The sequence below is a fragment of the Microbacterium testaceum genome (assembly GCF_020781835.1).
Classification (GTDB): Bacteria; Actinomycetota; Actinomycetes; order Actinomycetales; family Microbacteriaceae; genus Microbacterium; species Microbacterium testaceum_H.
In genome coordinates, this window is sequence record NZ_JAJGNJ010000004.1 from 256,485 (window position 1) to 272,629 (window position 16,145).

The window sequence follows — 16,145 nt, forward strand, 5'->3', positions numbered from 1 at the left end:
CTTCGCGTGGCGAGCGACCCCGGCCCGCCGCCCCCTTGCGTTCACTCGTCCGGAGGTCCCGTGAAAGCGGCTCGTTCCACCCGTATCGCTGTGTCGATCCTCGCCGTCGGCTGCCTGACGGCGGGGACTGTTCTGACACAGGCCAGCCCGGCGCCCGCCGTGTCGATCGTGTCGACCATCGTCGCGGGAATCGGCGAGGACCCGACCATGGTGGTGACCCCGGCCACGGGCGATCTCGCGTTCATCGGCTCGGCGGGATCGACCCAGGTCGTCGACACCGACTCCGCGTCATCCACGTTCAACACCGTCGTGACGGACCTCACCGATAACCCGCCGACCGCTCTGGCACCCTCCGCCGACGGCTCTGTGATCTACGTCGCCGGGGCCGAAGGCCTGGTGACCGGGTACGCGTCCGACACGGGCGCGACGTCCGGCCCGTGGATGTACCCCGACTACGAGGGCGAAGCGGGCGCCATCAGCGGCTTGGCGCTGAGCCCGGACGGCGGCACCCTGTGGGCGTCGATGAACGCGTTCTCGGGGTGGAGCGGCATCGCCGCCCTCGACCTCCCGTCGGGAACACAGGCGGGCGCGGTCTACGTCGATGAGTTCTACGACCTCGAGGCCCTCGCGCTCTCGCCCGACGGATCGCTCGCCTTCGCGGTCGGAGGCGATCTCTTCTCTGCGTCGCTGTACGTGATCGACACACAGAGCTTCGCTCTGGTGCACTCGATCTCGTTGAGCGGCGGTGTCCGTCCCCAAGACGTCGCCGTCACTCCGGACGGTACGACCGTGGTCGTGTCGAACTGGGAGAACGACACGGTCGACGTCGTCACCTCGTTCGGTGCGGGCGACACGCCCAACCTCGCGACGGTGTCCGGCGTGCACGACGCGCAGGACGTCGCCATCTCGCCGGACGGCTACACCGCCTACGTCACGGGCTCCGACGGTGTGACCGCGATCGACGTGCGCGATCCCGCGGCTCCGGTGAGCGGCCCCTACGCCGCGGGCGACGACCCGTACGGGATCGCGATCTCCACCGACGGGCAGCGGGCTTACGTCTCGAACGAGATCAGCGATGGCACCGTGACGGTGCTGGAGATCCCCGCGATCAGCCCGCGGTCCCAGAGTCTCAGCGTCGTTCCCGGTTCAGCCTTCGCCACGAGCGTTCTCCGCAGCTCCGGCTTCGATGAGGAGCCCACGACCTTCACAGTCGCCAACGGCGGTCTGCCCGACGGCGTGTCGTTCGACCCCACCACCGGTGTGCTTTCCGGCGTCATGCCGTCCTCGACCCTCACCGTCGCGATCGATGCCCAGTCCGGCTCCCAGGTCGCCGGCGCCGTTCTCACGGTCACCGCTGCGGCCGTCCCGACGCTCTCGCCCGCCGCGCAGATCTCCCAGGCCACCGTTGGAACGGCTTACGCCTCGTCGGCGCTGACCCCGGTCAACTTCCTTTCGCCGCCGACGTACTCGATCTCGCCGTCCACGCTTCCCGTCGGCCTGGGATTCGAGACGGCGACGGGTGTCATCGGCGGGACGCCTCTGGCCGCCGCAGAGCCGACCGACTACACGATCACCGCGAGCGCCGGGAACGAGTCCGCGACCGCGACTCTGACGCTGGGGGTGAGCGCGATCGTCAGCCCCGCGACCCAGTCCGTCCTCGGCGAGATCGGTACCCCGCTGTCGACGGCGCCGCTCTCTGCAGACGGGTTCCCCGACACCGCCCCGATCACGTACTCCGTCTCTCCCGCGCTTCCTGTGGGGTTGTCCCTCGACCCGGCCACGGGCGTCGTGAGCGGCTCGCCCGCGGGACCCCTCGACGAGACCTTCACGATCACGGCGTCCGGGAGCGGATTCACGGCGACGGCCGCCATCGACCTCACCGTTCCTCTCGACCTCGTCGTGCGGGTGCCCAACCCCAGCTACGTGGCGGGTGACGCCGTCGATCAGCGGATCGTGGAGCCGATCGGATTCCCCGACCCGGTCACCCTCACGGCGTCACCCGCGCTGCCGGCGGGGCTGACACTCTCCGCAGACGGCACTCTGACGGGACGGCCCTCGGCCGCGCAGACACCCGTCGACACGGTGATCACCGCGACGAGCGGCACGTTCTCGAAGACGGCGACAGTGTCGATCGAGGTGAGCGCGGCGCTGTCACCCGCCGGTGTCACGGAGCAGGTCCAGGTGGGATACCCGCTGTCGACCGCGCCGCTGAACGCGTGGGGCTTCCCCGCCTCGCCGAGCTACACGATCGATCCTCAGCTGCCCACCGGTCTCTCGCTCAACCCCGCCACAGGTTCGGTGTCGGGAGCGTTCCTCTCGGCCATGACCCCCGTCACTTACACGATCACCGGATCGGCCGGCGGATTCACGGCGACCAGTTCGCTCACCCTCGAAGCGATCGCCCCCTCGCTCCCGGCCCCGGGCGGGAACGGCGGATCGGGTCCGGATGTGACGCCGGGGGCGGGGACGGGCGCGAATCCCGCACCGGCGGGGGCGGGCTCGGCGCCGGGTTCGTCGACCCGGGGCGGCTCGACGCGCGAGGGCGCCCAGGTGCGGCCGTCCTCCGCCGAGTCGACGCCGACTCCCGCACCGACGCAATCCTCCGCGTCGATCCCGGCCCCGAGCCCCACGGCCTCCGCATCCAGTGCCCCGGCCCCGGTGGCGACACCGGCTGCGGAGCAGACGGTGACGGCGAGCGACTCCGGTCCCGCTCCCCTGTTGTGGGTGCTGGTCGCGCTGCTCGTGGTCGCCGCGGTCGGCGGTGCCGTCGTCGTGGTGATCGCAACTCGGCGACGGAGCGCCTGATGGACGAGCCTGCTCGAGTGCCGCGGCACCAACGGTGCGCGATGCCGCACGGTCGGAGGGGCAACGCGCCTCCTCCGTAGGCTGGATGCCATGACGGTCCAGGTCGTGCTCGTGCACGGCATCCGCACGTCGGCGACGATGTGGCGTGCACAGGTGGAGCACGTGAGGGAGCGCGGCAATCCGGCGACCGCGGTAGATCTGCCCGGTCACGGAACGCGCCGCGGGGAGACGTTCACCCTCGACGAGGCGTTCGCCACGATCGATCGGGCGGTCCGGGATGCCGCGACCCGCGGCCCCGTGCTGCTGGTCGGCCACTCCATGGGCGGACTGCTCTCGATCGAGTACGTCGGCCGCGAGGACCGGCCGCCGGTCGCGGCGTTCGTCGCGGCATCCTGCACCTCGATCCCGCGCGGGGCCGGGCTCTCGGCGTATCGGTTCTTCGCACGTCGGCTGGATTCCTTTCCCGACCGCGGCATGCGGGTGACGAACTATGTGCTCGATCGGACGCTCCCGCCCGAGACCCGTGAGGACTTCGGCGCGGGCGGTTACGCGTTCGACGCACAGGACACTGCACTGCGCAGCCTCTCTGTGCTCGACCTGCTCGCGGCGCTGCGCCGGATCGATGTACCCCTGTGGTTCGTGAACGGGCAGTGGGATCAGCTACGCATCAACGAGAAGCTCTTCCTCTCGGTGGCGCGGGATGCCGAACTGATCGTCGTCCCGCGGACGACCCACCTCGTGACGGCCATGCGCCCGCGGGTGTTCAACGCGGTGCTCGATGTGGCGCTCACCACGATCGAGGCCTCGACCTGTTAGACTCGACCCTTGGCTTGCGTGTGGGGTTTTTCCCGACCTCCACGACCGCCGGTGCAGCGTCCCTCTACCGCTCGCCCGGCACTTCCAACACTCACTCAAACGAAAGACCGTCGACGTGGCGAACATCAAGTCGCAGATCAAGCGCAACAAGACCAACGAGAAGGCGCGCGAGCGCAACAAGGCCGTCAAGAGCGAGCTCAAGACGCACGTGCGTCGCACGCGCGAGGCCATCCTCGCCGGTGACAAGGAAGCCGCCGAGAAGGCGCTCGTCACCGCCGGCAAGAAGCTCGACAAGGCCGTGAGCAAGGGCGTCATCCACGCCAACCAGGCCGCGAACCGCAAGTCGGCCATCGCGAAGCAGGTCGCCGCTCTCTGAGCCGCATCCTTTCGACAGCCCGTCCCGCACCGCGGGGCGGGCTTCGTCGTTCGCAGGTGCATCGCGGCGCCGTTCGGTGTTCCCGTATTCCCGTGCGCGCACGCGGGTGCGGTCGTCACGCTCCGGGGCGTCGTTCGTGCATTGGGGCGCGCATCGACCGGCCCAGCGCCCGCATTGCGGCCCAGCGCACACACACTCCTCGGCGTTCCTGTCCGCACACGCGAGTGCGGTCGTCACGCTGCGGGGCTTCGTTGGTGCATCGGGGCGCGCATCGACCGCCCCAATGCACACGCTGCGCCCCAGCGCGTTCCTTGCGGCGCCGCGCCCACAACGCGCACCAGCGTCCACATTGCGGCGCCGCGCCCACACCGCGCACCAGCGTCCACATTGCGGTGCAGCGGCCACATCGCGGCCCAGCGCTCACACCGCGGCCCAGCGCCCGCATCGCGCCCCCGTGTTCCTGTCCGCACACGCGAGTGCGGTCGTCACGCTGCGGGGCTTCGTTGGTGCATTGGGGCGCGCATCGACCGCCCCGGTGCACACAGTGCGCCCCGGTAGGCGAAGAGCCTGGTCAGCGGCCGTAGGGCTGGCGGGTGGCGATGATCGTGATCATCCGCTCGAGTGCGAAGACCGCGTCGCGGGAAGCGCCCTTGACCTCGGCGTCGGCGCGGGCGGTGGCGTGGATGGCCATGCCGAGGCTCGCGGCGGTCCAGCCGACGAGGTCGCGGCGGGCGCGGTCGACCTGCCAGTCCTTCATGCCGAGGCGCTGGGCGAGCGCAGACGAGGATTCGCGATTGCCGGCGACGCGTGCCATCGTCCGCAGCTTCATGGCGACGGCGGCGACGAGCGGGACCGGGTCGGCTCCGGATGCCAGCGCGTGCCGCAACGCCAGAAGCGCCTGGCCGTAGTGGCCGGCGATCGCCGTGTCGGCCACGGTGAAGGCGGAGGTCTCGACGCGGCCGCCGTAGTACCGCTCGACCGTACGCTCGTCGATGTCGCCCGGGACGTCGGCGATGAGCTGCTGGCACGCGGCCGCGAGCTCGGTGAGATCGTCGGCGAACGCGGAGACGAGGGAGCGCAGGGCGACCGGGGCGATCTTCTTCTGCGCGGCCTTGAACTCGCCGACGGCGAAGTCGAAGCGGTCGGAGTCGCGCTTGATCGCCGGGCACGCGATCTCGATACCGTTCCCCTGCCCCGCGCGAATGGCATCCAGCAGCTTCTTGCCGCGGACGCTCGCTCCGGTGTGTCGCAGCACGACCGTGGCGCCGTCCTGCGGGTGCGCGAGGTACGCCAGCGCCTCGGTGAGGAAGGTGTCGGAGCACTTCTCGACGCCGCCCACGCGCACGAGCCGCGGCTCGCCAAAGAGCGAGGGCGACGTGACCGCGAGCAGGGTGCCGGCGGCATAGTCGTCGGCGCGGACGTCGGTGACCTCGAGGCTCGGATCCTCGCTCTTGAGGTAGTCGCGGACACCCGCGATCGCGCGCTCGGCGCAGACCTCTTCAGGGCCGGAGACCAGCACGATCGGCGCGGGCTGCGGGGTGCGCCAGCCGATCTGCGGAATGGCCGACTTCGCCTTCGCGGGGGCGGAGCGTCGGGGGGCCGGGGTCACTCCCCCAGCCTACCGACCGGGTCGGACACGGATGCCGGACGGGGACGGTGGCGAACACATCGTGGCGGACGCTGACGGCCATGCGGCGTCCGATGGCGCGGCCGGCGTCACGGCGCCCGCTGCCGCCAGAGCGTGAGTCGTTCCTCTTCGTCGTGCCAGACGGCCAGGATGCCATCGGTGTCGGTGCGAGCGACGACGGTGCCGGTGTCTTGCAGGATGTCGAGCAGCCGGAGGGTGGGGTGCCCATAGGTGTTGCCCGCGCCGACGCCGATGAGCCCGACCCTCGCCTGCAGGCGGTGATACAGCGCCGGATCCTGGTCTGCGCTGCCATGGTGGGAGACCTTCACGATCTCGACACGCGGGACGTCGACGCGGCGGAGGAGCGCGGCCTGAGGTTCGGCCCCGAGGTCGCCGAGCATGACCATCCGGGGGAAGCCGGGCCCCGAGACGTCGATGACGACGCTGGCATCGTTCCCCGGCTCCATCCCGGGCAAGGGCCCGAGAGCCTGCCACCGTGTGTCCCCCAGGCCACCCGTGAGACCCACGGCTGCCGGTTGGAGTCGGGACCCGCCCGCGGCGAACCGATCGAGCAGCCTCTGGTCAGCCGGTTCGCCGATCGGCCCGTGCACCACGAGATCCGCGCGGCCGAGCACGGCCTCGGACCCGCCCACGTGATCCTTGTCGAAGTGCGTCAGCACGACGAGGTCGAGGTGGTCGATTCCCAGGGTTGCGAGGCACTCGGCGAGGGGCTCCGGCTCGGGTCCGGTGTCGACGAGCGCCGCAGCCGATCCGGACCGCCAGAGAGTGGCATCCCCCTGCCCGACGTCGCACATCGCCACCTGCCATCCGCTCGGTATCGTCAGCGGGCCGGCGACGGTGCGGATGGTGCTGGTGCCGCCGATCGCACCGACGAGCACCGCGACAGTGAGGGTCGCGAGTGCGGTGATCCGCGGCACTCGCCGAGGACGAGCGAGCGCGACAGCGACCGCTCCACCCGCGATGGTGAGGAGCGCCGCTCCGAGGGGGCCGTCGGGCCACGGCAGATTCTGAGCCGGGGCGGACGCCGTCGTGTGTGCCACGCCCGCGATCCACGCCGCGGGGATCCAGGCCACCGCCGTCAGCCCGTCGCGCAGCCAGGGAACGGGTAGCACGCAGGCCAGCACTCCCGCGATCGTGGCCGGAGCGGCCGCCGGGTCGGCGAGCAGGTTCGCCGCAACGCCCAGGAGCGGCACGTGCGGGTCGATGAGCACGATGAGCGGTCCGCAGACGAGTTGTGCCGATGTCGGCACCGCCAGCGCAAGGGCGAGGGGTGCCGGCATCCAGCGCCCGAGTCCGTCCGCCAGCGGGCGGGCCAGGACCAGCAGAGCAGCGGTGGCTGCGGTCGACAGCGCGAACCCGAGGGACCGGCACAACCACGGGTCGGCGATGAGGAGCACCGTGACCGCCGCGGCGAGGACGGCCACCCCCACGGTGGGGCGACCGAGACCCAACGCGAGGATGCCGATCGCACTCATCGCCGCCGCCCGCACGACGCTGGGTTCGGGCGTCACGAGGACGACGAACCCCGTGAGAACGAGCAGCGCGCCGACGACCCTCAGCCATCGTCGCGCCCCGCTCACGGCGAGCAGAGCGAAGGCGGCGCCGACGACCAGGGCGCAGTTCGCGCCCGAGACCGCGGTGAGGTGCGACAGCGAGGAGGTCTTCATCGCCGCTTCGGTCGCCGCGTCGAGGCCCGATGTATCGCCGACGGCCAGACCGGGGATCAATCCAGCGCCGGGCTGAGGGAGGCCGCGGGTCGAGGCGATGAGTCCGTCGCGAAGATCCTCGAACACCGCCCACACGCCCTCGGGCGGCGGTGCGCGCTCCACCTCGGTCGCCCGCAGGACCAGGACCGCTCGCTCGGCCGGATCCGCCGGCACCGCGCGTCCGGAGAGAACCACTTCGCTCCCCTGTCCCACCGCGGAGAGCCGATCGCGACGTTCGGCGTCCACGCCGATGCGGGCGGGGATGACGCCGCGCACGGTGGTGTCGCCCGCGGACACGGCCGACACCGTCGCGTCGAACCACGCGCCGCCGTCGGCGCTCCCGGACACGTGGCCCGTCACCGTGGCCGTGACGCGCAGATGGCGGCCCCCGTCCACCTCGAGGTGGGCGATCGCCGCGCGCGTCGGGGCGAGCGCGGCCACGGTTCCGCCGGCAGCGGCGGCGCACGCCAGGGCCACCGTCGCGACCAGCACGGCCGGACGTCGGAACCGGACGAACAGTGCCACCGCGCCGCCGGCCGCGATGACGAGAGCGGCCGCGAGAATCCCCGCCTCCGGTGCCGCCGTCGCGGCGGCGGCGCCGATCCAGGTCACCGCGGCGACGGTGACCCCGCGCCACGCCCGCCGCCGCAGAGCCTGCCGCTCAGTCATACGCGAACCAGATCCCGCAGGCCCGCGAGCAGCTTGTCGCCGATGCCGGGCACCGAGCCGAGGTCGTCGACGCTCGTGAAGCGGCCGTTCTCCTCCCGCCACGCGAGGATCCGGTCTGCCAGCGCCGGACCGATCCGAGGCAGGGCGTCGAGCTGCTCCCGCGTCGCGCTGTTGAGGTCCAAGGGCCCGGAGGCGGAGGTTCCATCCGCGGCGGCGGCGGTCGGCACCGCACCCTCGACGGGCACGACGATCTGCTCGCCGTCTGTCACGGTCCGTGCGAGGTTCACCCCGTCGCGCGCGGCGTCGTCGGCGAATCCGCCGGCGCGGGCGACGGCATCCGCCACCCGGGCGCCCGCCGCCAGCCGGTAGAGGCCGGCCTCCCGCACCGCGCCCGCGACATGCACGTACACCGCAGCTCCCGGAACGCCGCTGGCCCATCCGGTCGGCGCGGGTGAGGTGGTCACCGTCTCCGCACCCGTCGCGCCACGGAAGATGCCGATCCCGACGGTCACGGCGAACGCGAGCAGGACCAGGACGATCACCGCACCGACGCCCAGGCGCCGCCGCGGATCAAGCCGCGGGGTGGGGGCTGCAGGATCTGCGGGCTCGTCGACTACGGTCACCCCTGCACGCTACGAAGGCCCGCAGAGGCGCGGCCGCCCCGCGGGGCCGTTTCGTGGACCACCGAGGGAGATACCGCTGTTGGGGAGAAGAAGTCCCCTGAACGACGGATGCCACGCCCCGCGCTCCGTGGAGCACCGGGGACGTGGCATCCGGAACCGTCTACTTGGTCGAGAAGCTGACCACCTTGGGCGGCCGCACGACCGCACGCACGATCTCGCGCTCGCCCAGCGCCCGGCGCACCTTCTCGTCGGCGCGAGCGGCGGCTTCGAGCTCGTCGGCGCCGATCTTGGCCGAGACCTCGAGCGTGCCGCGCACCTTGCCGTCGATCTGCACGACCGCGGTCACGGTGTCTTCGACCAGGAGCGTCGGGTCGGCCTGGCGCCACGTGACGAGGCCGACGAAGCCGTCGTAGCCGAGCGTCTGCCACATCTCTTCGGCGGTGTGCGGGGCGAACAGGTCGAGGGTCATCGCGATGACCTCGGCGGCCTCGCGAACCGCCGGGTCGCTCGCGCCGGCGTTCCCGTCGATCGCCTTGCGGGTGGCGTTGACCAGCTCCATCAGTCGCGCGACCACGACGTTGAACTTCGTCTGCTCGATGAGGTTCGGCGCCTCGGCCAGCAGGCGGTGCGTGACGCGGCGGAGGGACTGGTCGCCCTCGGCCCACACCACGTCGGTCTCGCTGTCGACGTCGTGCGCGATGCGGAGCGCCCGGGCGAGGAACTTCGCCGCGCCCGTGGTCGAGACGTCGTTCCAGTCCTTGTCGTCCTCCACGGGGCCCGCGAAGGCCAGCGCCACGCGCAGCGCGTCGGCACCGTGGGCGTCGAGCTCCTCCTGGAAGAGCACGAGGTTGCCCTTGCTCTTGGACATCTTCGCGCCGTCGAGGATCACCATGCCCTGGTTGATCAGGCTCGAGAACGGCTCGGTGAACTCCACCAGCCCCATGTCGAACAGGGCCTTGGTGATGAAGCGCGCGTACAGCAGGTGCAGGATCGCGTGCTCGACGCCGCCGATGTAGAAGTCCACGGGACCCCACTTCCGGGCCTCGTGCATCGAGAACGCCTCGTTGGGGTCGGTCGGCGACAGGAAGCGCAGGAAGTACCAGGAGCTGTCGACGAACGTGTCCATCGTGTCGGGGTCGCGCAGCATCGTCTGACCCGTCTCGGGGTCGGTGACCTGCACCCACTCCGTCGCCGCCCCCAGCGGGGACGAGCCCTTCGGCTTGAGGTCGAGGCCCTCCACCGACGGCAGCACGACCGGCAGCTGGTCTTCGGGCACGGGCACGATCGTGCCGTCCTCGGCGTGCAGCATCGGGATCGGCGTGCCCCAATACCGCTGACGCGAGATCAGCCAGTCCCGCAGCCGGTAGGTCTTCGCGGCGCGCCCGACGCCCTTGGTCTCGAGCTCGTCGATCACGCGGGCGATCGCGTGGCGCTTGGACAGTCCGTTGAGCGACCCGGAGTTGATCATGCGACCATCGCCGGTCAGGGCGACCCCGGTCTTGATCGGGTCGAGGTCGTCGACGTCGCCCAGCGGGTCGATCGGCACGCCGTCCTCGTCGACCTCGATGACGGGGATGGCGCCGGTGACGGGCGCGTTCGTGTCGACGACGACCTTGACCGGCAGGTCGAACGCGCGGGCGAAGTCGAGGTCGCGCTGGTCGTGTGCGGGCACCGCCATGACCGCACCGTGACCGTAGTCGGCCAGCACGTAATCGGCCGCCCAGATCGGGAGCTTCTCGCCGTTGATCGGGTTGATCGCGTAGTGCCCGAGGAACACGCCGGTCTTGGGGCGGTCGGTCGCCTGTCGCTCGATGTCGGTCGCGCGCTGCACCTCTTCCAGATACGCCTGGAAGCGCTGCCGCACCTCGATGTCCGCGGATGCCGCGAGCTCGGCCGCGAGGTCGGATTCGGGCGCCACGACGAAGAACGTCGCACCGTGCAAGGTGTCGGGGCGCGTGGAGAACACCGTGATCTTCTCGGCGCGACCCTCGATCTCGAACTCGATGTCGGCCCCGACCGAGCGGCCGATCCAGTTGCGCTGCATCTGGATGACCTTCTGCGGCCAGAAGCCCTCGAGCTGGTTCAGGTCGTCGAGCAGACGATCGGCGTAGTCGGTGATCCTCAGGAACCACTGGGTCAGCTTCTTCTTGACCACGACGGCGCCGCTGCGCTCGCTCGTGCCGTCGGGCAGCACCTGCTCGTTGGCGAGCACCGTCTGATCGACCGGGTCCCAGTTGACCAGGGCGTCCTTCCGGTACGCCAGACCGCGGTCGTACAGCTTCTGGAACAGCCACTGGTTCCAGCGGTAGTACTCCGGGTCGCTGGTGTGCAGCACGCGGCTCCAGTCGAACGAGACGCCGTAGTCCTTCAGGCTCTCCTTCTGCTGCGCGATGTTCGCGTAGGTCCACTCGACCGGGTCGGCCCCGCGCTTGATGGCGGCGTTCTCGGCGGGCAGGCCGAAGGAGTCCCACCCGATGGGGTTCAGGACGTTGTAGCCGCGGTGGCGCCAGAAGCGGGCGACGATGTCGGAATAGAGGTAGTTCTCGGCGTGCCCCATGTGCAGGTCGCCCGAGGGGTACGGGAACATCGCGAGCACGTACTTGCGCGGGCGCGTGTCGGCATCGCCGCCGGCGCGGAAGGGATCCTTCTCGGCCCACGCCTGCTGCCACTTCGCCTGGATCTCGTGAGGGTCGAAGCCTCCGTCGGCGGACGGCGCGGAAGAGGGGTTCTGAGACACGGGTGAGACCAATCGTGAAAGTCGGGAGGCCACGAGGGCCAGCGTCCAGGCTACCGGACCGCGCGCGGACGCTTCCGGCCCCGGTGCGCCCTCACCAACCCGGGGGCACGATGGCACCGAGCGCCGCGAGCGGAGCCCTGGCCTTGATGCCGACCTCGGCCACCTCGGATGCCGCGACCGACCGCCACGTGATCCCTCCGCCGGCTCCGACCCAGGCGGCATCCGGCTCGACGACGATACTGCGGATGACCATCGCGAGATCGGCCGCGCCGTCATCGCCGATCCAGCCGAACGCGCCCGAGTAGACCCCGCGCGGCGCCCCCTCGAGCCCGGCGAGGATCTCCATGGCCGAGGCCTTGGGCGCGCCTGTCATGCTTCCCGCCGGGAACGCCGCGTCCACCAGTTCGCCGATGGTCGTTCCCGGACGGAGCTGACCCGAGACCTCGCTGACGAGCTGATGCACGGTCGGGTAGCTCTCGACCTCGAGAAGCCGGTCGACGCCGACGGACGACGGGAGGCACACCCGCGTCAGGTCGTTGCGCATGAGGTCGACGATCATGACGTTCTCGGCGCGCTCCTTGGCATCCGTCCGCAGGTCGTCCGCGAGGGCGGCGTCGAGCGTCGGATCGGGATGCCGCGGGCGCGTGCCCTTGATGGGGTGCGTGTGGACGCGGCCGCCGCGCACCTCGAGGAAGCGCTCGGGCGAGGCGCTCACGAGAGTCCGGTCGCCGAGGCGCACGAGACCGGCGTGGTGCGAGGTCGCTTCCCGGCGCAGGCGACGGAATGCGGCCGGCGCGTCGGTCGCGCCCGGGACGGTGAACCGCGTGGTGAGACACAGCTGGTACGCGTCGCCGTCACCGATGCGGTCCCGGCAGGCCGCGACGAGCTCGGCGTAGCGATCGGGGGTGTGACGCCCGGATGCCACGCCCCGGGCCTCGGCATCCCGGACGGGCGGGGCCTCCGGCGCCGCGGTCGCGGCATCGGCGAGAGCCTCGGCGGAGTCGTTCGCGGAGACCGCCCACACCTGCCGGGAACCGTGGTCGAACGCGAGCAGCTCATCGACGCGCATCCACGCGGGGGCACCCTCGTACGAGATCCACCCGACCCACCCGCCGCGGAAGGCCGGGCCCCCCGCAGCGACGTCCGTTCGAGTCGTGGCATCCATCGCCAGAGGGGCGGCGGCCGCGGCGGGACGGCCCGTTCCGAGATAGCTCCACCCCGTCGCGGCTTCCGCTCCCGCGTCCAGCCAGAAAGCGTGCGCGTCGCCCGCGAACAGGGCGGCGAAGACAGCGTCGGGATCCCGCCACCGCGGCAGGACGACCGTGGAGACAGAACGCGGCACGCTCCCAGGCTAGGGGGACACCGCGCCCCTAGGCTGAGCGAGGTGAACGACATCCTCACGTGGCTCCTCGACGTCGTGCAGAACGTCGCCCCCGTGGTGCGCACACTCGTCGCCGGTCTGGCGATGATGCTCGAGACCAGTGTGCTCGTGGGGCTCGTCGTTCCCGGCGACACGGTCGTCATCGTCGCCGGCACCGCCATCGCCTCACCCCTCGAGGGCGTGCTGCTGGGTGTGGCCGTCGTGGTCGGGTCGCTGATCGGTGAGAGCCTCGGTTTCTGGCTGGGCCGCTACTTCGGTCCGCGCATCCGGGCCTCGCGTCTCGGGCAGAGGCTCGGCGACCGGAATTGGGAACGTGCCGATCGTTATCTGCGTCGGCGCGGCGGTCCCGCGATCTTCCTGTCCCGGTTCCTGCCCGTCCTGCACTCGCTCGTGCCGCTCACCGTCGGGATGAGCGGGTACCGCTATCGACGGTTCCTCGCGTGGACAGCGCCGGCCTGCGTGGTGTGGGCGGGGCTGTACATCACGGTCGCCGCCACCGCCGCCGGCACCTACCGGGAGCTCGCCGATCGCATCCACTACGCCGGATACCTCTTCGTCGGCATCATCGTCGTCTTCCTCGTCCTGGTCTACGTCGGCAAGAAGGTGCTGGAGCGCATCGAGCGTCGGCACCTCGCCGACGAGCACGACGTCCTCGAACCGGCGGGCGACGACGTGAAAGACTGAGCGGGATGCCTCGCTCTTCTCGCGCCAAAGTGCTCTGGTTCGCCCGCCTCGAGTACCGCTTCCACGCGTGGCGCGAACGCCGTGCGCGGGCCCGCGGCCTGCGACCCTCCGTCACCGGCTTCCCCGGATACGGGACCGAGGAGTGGGTCCGTGTCCTGGGGCGTGTCCTCATCACTCCCCCGGTCAAGCGCACCGCGGCGGGAGAGTTCGCGAGCCTTCGCGGATGGCGCAGCTTCGCGGCCGTGCCGGTCGGCTACGCACAGGTCACGGTCACCGTCGACGGGGTCTCGCACGAGGTGGTCGCCGATCGCGGCGGCGTCATCGACGCCAAGCTCCCCGCGAGCCTGCCCCCGGGTTGGCAGACGGTCACGATGGCGGTCGAGGGCAGCGAACCGACGGAGACCCGCGTGTTCATCGTCGGCTCCGATGTGCGTTTCGGTGTCATCAGCGACGTCGACGACACCGTCATGGTCACCGCGCTCCCCCGCCCCCTGCTGGCCGCGTGGAACTCCTTCGTGGTCGACGAGCACGCACGGCAGCCGGTGCCGGGCATGGCTGTCATGCTCGAGCGCCTCTCGCGCGAGCATCCCGGAACCCCGGTCATCTACCTCTCGACAGGAGCGTGGAACGTCGCGCCCACGCTCACGCGCTTCCTCCGTCGCCACCTCTTCCCCGCGGGGTCGTTCCTGCTGACGGACTGGGGCCCCACGCACGACCGGTGGTTTCGCAGCGGGCGCGATCACAAAGAGATCAGTCTGCGTCGTATCGCCGCCGAGTTCCCCCACGTGAAGTGGCTGCTCGTCGGCGACGACGGTCAGCACGACGACGCGATCTACACGGGCTTCGCGATCGAGCATCCCGAGAGCGTGGCGGCCGTGGCCATCCGACGTCTGCTTCCCGCCGAGGCCGTGCTCGCCGGTGGTCGCACCGTCGTCGACGACCACTCCGCCGCCGACGTGCCGTGGGTCAGTGAGTCCGATGGCGCGGGTCTGCTGGAGCGCCTCGAGGACGTCGGGGTGATCTCCCGCGACCGCTGATGCGCCCTGCATGTCGGAGGCGCCGCGTACGGTGGAGGCATGTGCGGTCGATTCGTCGTGGCCAACGTGGCATCCGAGCTCGTCGGAGTGCTGCGCGTCGATGTCGAGACCGATGAGCTGCCGCCGCCGTCGTACAACATCGCGCCCACAGCATCCGTGGCGATCGTGCTCGACTCGGTGAAGACCGAGCCACCGGTCCGCCGCCTCGAAGTCGCGCGGTGGGGGCTCGTGCCGGGGTGGGCGAAGGACGTCAAGATCGGCGCGCGGGCCTTCAACGCGCGGTCGGAAGAGGTTGAGGACAAGCCCATGTTCCGCAACGCCCTCATCAAGCGTCGCGCGGTGATCCCGGCGTCCGGGTACTACGAATGGAAGACCACCGAGGCGGGCAAGACGCCGCACTACATCCACCCGGCCGACGGCTCTCCCCTGTTCTTCGCAGGGCTGTACGAGTGGTGGAAAGACCCGGCCAAGGCCGACGACGACCCTGCGCGGTGGGTGCTCAGCTGCACGATCCTCACGCGCGACTCGATCGGCCGGCTCGGCTCGATCCACGACCGGATGCCGCTGTTCATGGATCCAGATTTCGCCGACGCGTGGCTCGACCCGACGACCGAGAACGTCGGCGACATCCTGGATGCCGCGATCGACGCCGCCCCCGATGTGGCCGAGACGCTGGACGACCACGTGGTCTCATCGGCGGTGGGGAACGTCCGAAACGACTCCCCCAACCTCATCGAGCCGGTCGGATGAGCCTCCTCCTCGATGCGGCCGTCGTATCCCGCGCAGAGTGGTCGGCCCGCGCCGAGGCACACGCGGAGCGAGCCGAGGCCCTGACCGCGAACCACCGCGCCCGCGCCGCGCGCGGTCAGAAGCATCCCGTCGAGGACTTCCTCTTCACGTACTACTCGTACAAGCCGGCGATCCTGCGTCGGTGGCATCCCGGTCCGGGCATCGTGCTCGCCGACGCATCGGAACGTGCCGGGTGGCGCTGGTACCGCCACGTGCCTGCGGGCATGGCGGTGGATGCCGAGGCGTTCCGCCGCGATCGCGGTGCGCTGTATCGCGGAGTCGTGAATCTGCTGCGCGCCACCGAGGCACGACCGGCGCAGTTCGGCTGTTTCGGTCTGCACGAGTGGGCCATGGCCTACCGGACCGACGACGTGCGCCACGCGGTCCCCCTCCGCCTCGGGAGTGCCGGTACCGACGCCGTCGTCGAATCGCACGACCTCAAGTGCACGCACTTCGACGCCTTCCGGTTTTTCACCCCCGACGCGGTGCCGCGCAACCGCGCGCTCCTCTCGCGCGAGCGGCAGATCGACCTCGAGCAGCCGGGCTGCCTGCACGCCGGCATGGACGTGTACAAGTGGGCCGTGAAGCTGGGGCCCTTGGTGCCCGGTGAGGTTCTGCTGGACGCGTTCGAACTCGCGCGCGACATCCGGACGCTCGACATGGAGGCATCACCGTACGATCTGGCCGATTGGGGCTACTCCGCCGTTGCCATCGAGACGGCCGAGGGGAAGGCCCAGTATGTCGCTCGCCAACGAGCGCTGAGCGAGCGGTCCCAGGCGCTGCGCGCCGCGATCCTCGACGCCGCCACACGGGACGGCGACACGCCCGGTCGCGCCGATTTCCTGCCTCCGGATTCCGTGTAGTAAGCTCATGG

At 70.9% G+C, this 16,145-nt stretch carries 12 protein-coding genes; 7 read left to right on the forward strand and 5 right to left on the reverse strand.

The annotated features are described in order from the left end of the window. Positions 1–60: 60 nt before the first annotated feature. The 3 genes from LL239_RS08305 to rpsT all read left to right on the forward strand — a co-directional run bounded on the left by LL239_RS08305 (position 61) and on the right by rpsT (position 3,997). Entirely contained in the window at positions 61–2,805 is a 2,745-nt protein-coding gene (locus tag LL239_RS08305; RefSeq protein WP_228162958.1) for a putative Ig domain-containing protein, read from the forward strand. 90 nt (positions 2,806–2,895) lie between these two features. Continuing rightward, complete coding sequence (locus tag LL239_RS08310) at positions 2,896–3,621, forward strand: alpha/beta fold hydrolase (RefSeq protein ID WP_228162959.1); 726 nt, start codon at positions 2,896–2,898, stop codon at positions 3,619–3,621. 115 nt (positions 3,622–3,736) lie between these two features. Next, positions 3,737–3,997 carry a 30S ribosomal protein S20 gene (gene rpsT / locus LL239_RS08315; RefSeq protein ID WP_228162960.1) on the forward strand — a complete coding sequence of 87 codons (261 nt, stop codon included), beginning with the start codon at positions 3,737–3,739 and terminating at the stop codon, positions 3,995–3,997. A 571-nt stretch (positions 3,998–4,568) separates the two neighbouring features. Here the strand turns inward: rpsT and holA are convergent. From holA to LL239_RS08340, 5 genes are all read right to left on the reverse strand, one after another. Further along, positions 4,569–5,606: a DNA polymerase III subunit delta gene (holA, locus tag LL239_RS08320; RefSeq protein ID WP_228162961.1), complete on the reverse strand. Its 1,038-nt coding sequence runs from the start codon at positions 5,604–5,606 to the stop codon at positions 4,569–4,571. Between the two features lie 107 nt (positions 5,607–5,713). Continuing rightward, positions 5,714–8,020 (reverse strand): ComEC/Rec2 family competence protein, encoded by a 2,307-nt coding sequence (locus LL239_RS08325; RefSeq protein WP_228162962.1) that lies wholly within the window; start codon positions 8,018–8,020, stop codon positions 5,714–5,716. Beyond that, positions 8,017–8,643 (reverse strand): ComEA family DNA-binding protein, encoded by a 627-nt coding sequence (locus LL239_RS08330; RefSeq protein ID WP_228162963.1) that lies wholly within the window; start codon positions 8,641–8,643, stop codon positions 8,017–8,019. Before LL239_RS08330 ends, LL239_RS08325 begins: the two co-directional genes overlap by 4 nt. A 160-nt stretch (positions 8,644–8,803) precedes the next feature. Continuing rightward, a complete protein-coding gene (gene leuS, locus LL239_RS08335) occupies positions 8,804–11,380 on the reverse strand; it encodes a leucine--tRNA ligase (RefSeq protein ID WP_228162964.1) in 2,577 nt (858 codons plus the stop codon). Between the two features lie 91 nt (positions 11,381–11,471). Next, positions 11,472–12,722: an anthranilate synthase component I family protein gene (locus tag LL239_RS08340; protein WP_228162965.1), complete on the reverse strand. Its 1,251-nt coding sequence runs from the start codon at positions 12,720–12,722 to the stop codon at positions 11,472–11,474. Positions 12,723–12,764: 42 nt separating this feature from the next. On the opposite strand from LL239_RS08340, the gene LL239_RS08345 reads away from it, so the two are divergent. Genes LL239_RS08345 through LL239_RS08360 form a run of 4 tightly spaced genes read left to right on the forward strand, consistent with a single transcriptional unit; the run spans position 12,765 to position 16,134 of the window. Continuing rightward, complete coding sequence (locus LL239_RS08345) at positions 12,765–13,445, forward strand: DedA family protein (protein WP_228162966.1); 681 nt, start codon at positions 12,765–12,767, stop codon at positions 13,443–13,445. A 5-nt stretch (positions 13,446–13,450) separates the two neighbouring features. Further along, positions 13,451–14,482 (forward strand): App1 family protein, encoded by a 1,032-nt coding sequence (locus LL239_RS08350; protein WP_228162967.1) that lies wholly within the window; start codon positions 13,451–13,453, stop codon positions 14,480–14,482. A 39-nt stretch (positions 14,483–14,521) separates the two neighbouring features. Beyond that, the gene (locus tag LL239_RS08355) at positions 14,522–15,232 is read left to right on the forward strand and encodes an SOS response-associated peptidase (RefSeq protein WP_228162968.1); all 711 of its coding nucleotides are present in this window, start codon (positions 14,522–14,524) and stop codon (positions 15,230–15,232) included. Further along, a complete protein-coding gene (locus LL239_RS08360) occupies positions 15,229–16,134 on the forward strand; it encodes a 3-methyladenine DNA glycosylase (RefSeq protein ID WP_228162969.1) in 906 nt (301 codons plus the stop codon). Before LL239_RS08355 ends, LL239_RS08360 begins: the two co-directional genes overlap by 4 nt. The last annotated feature ends 11 nt before the right edge of the window (positions 16,135–16,145 follow it).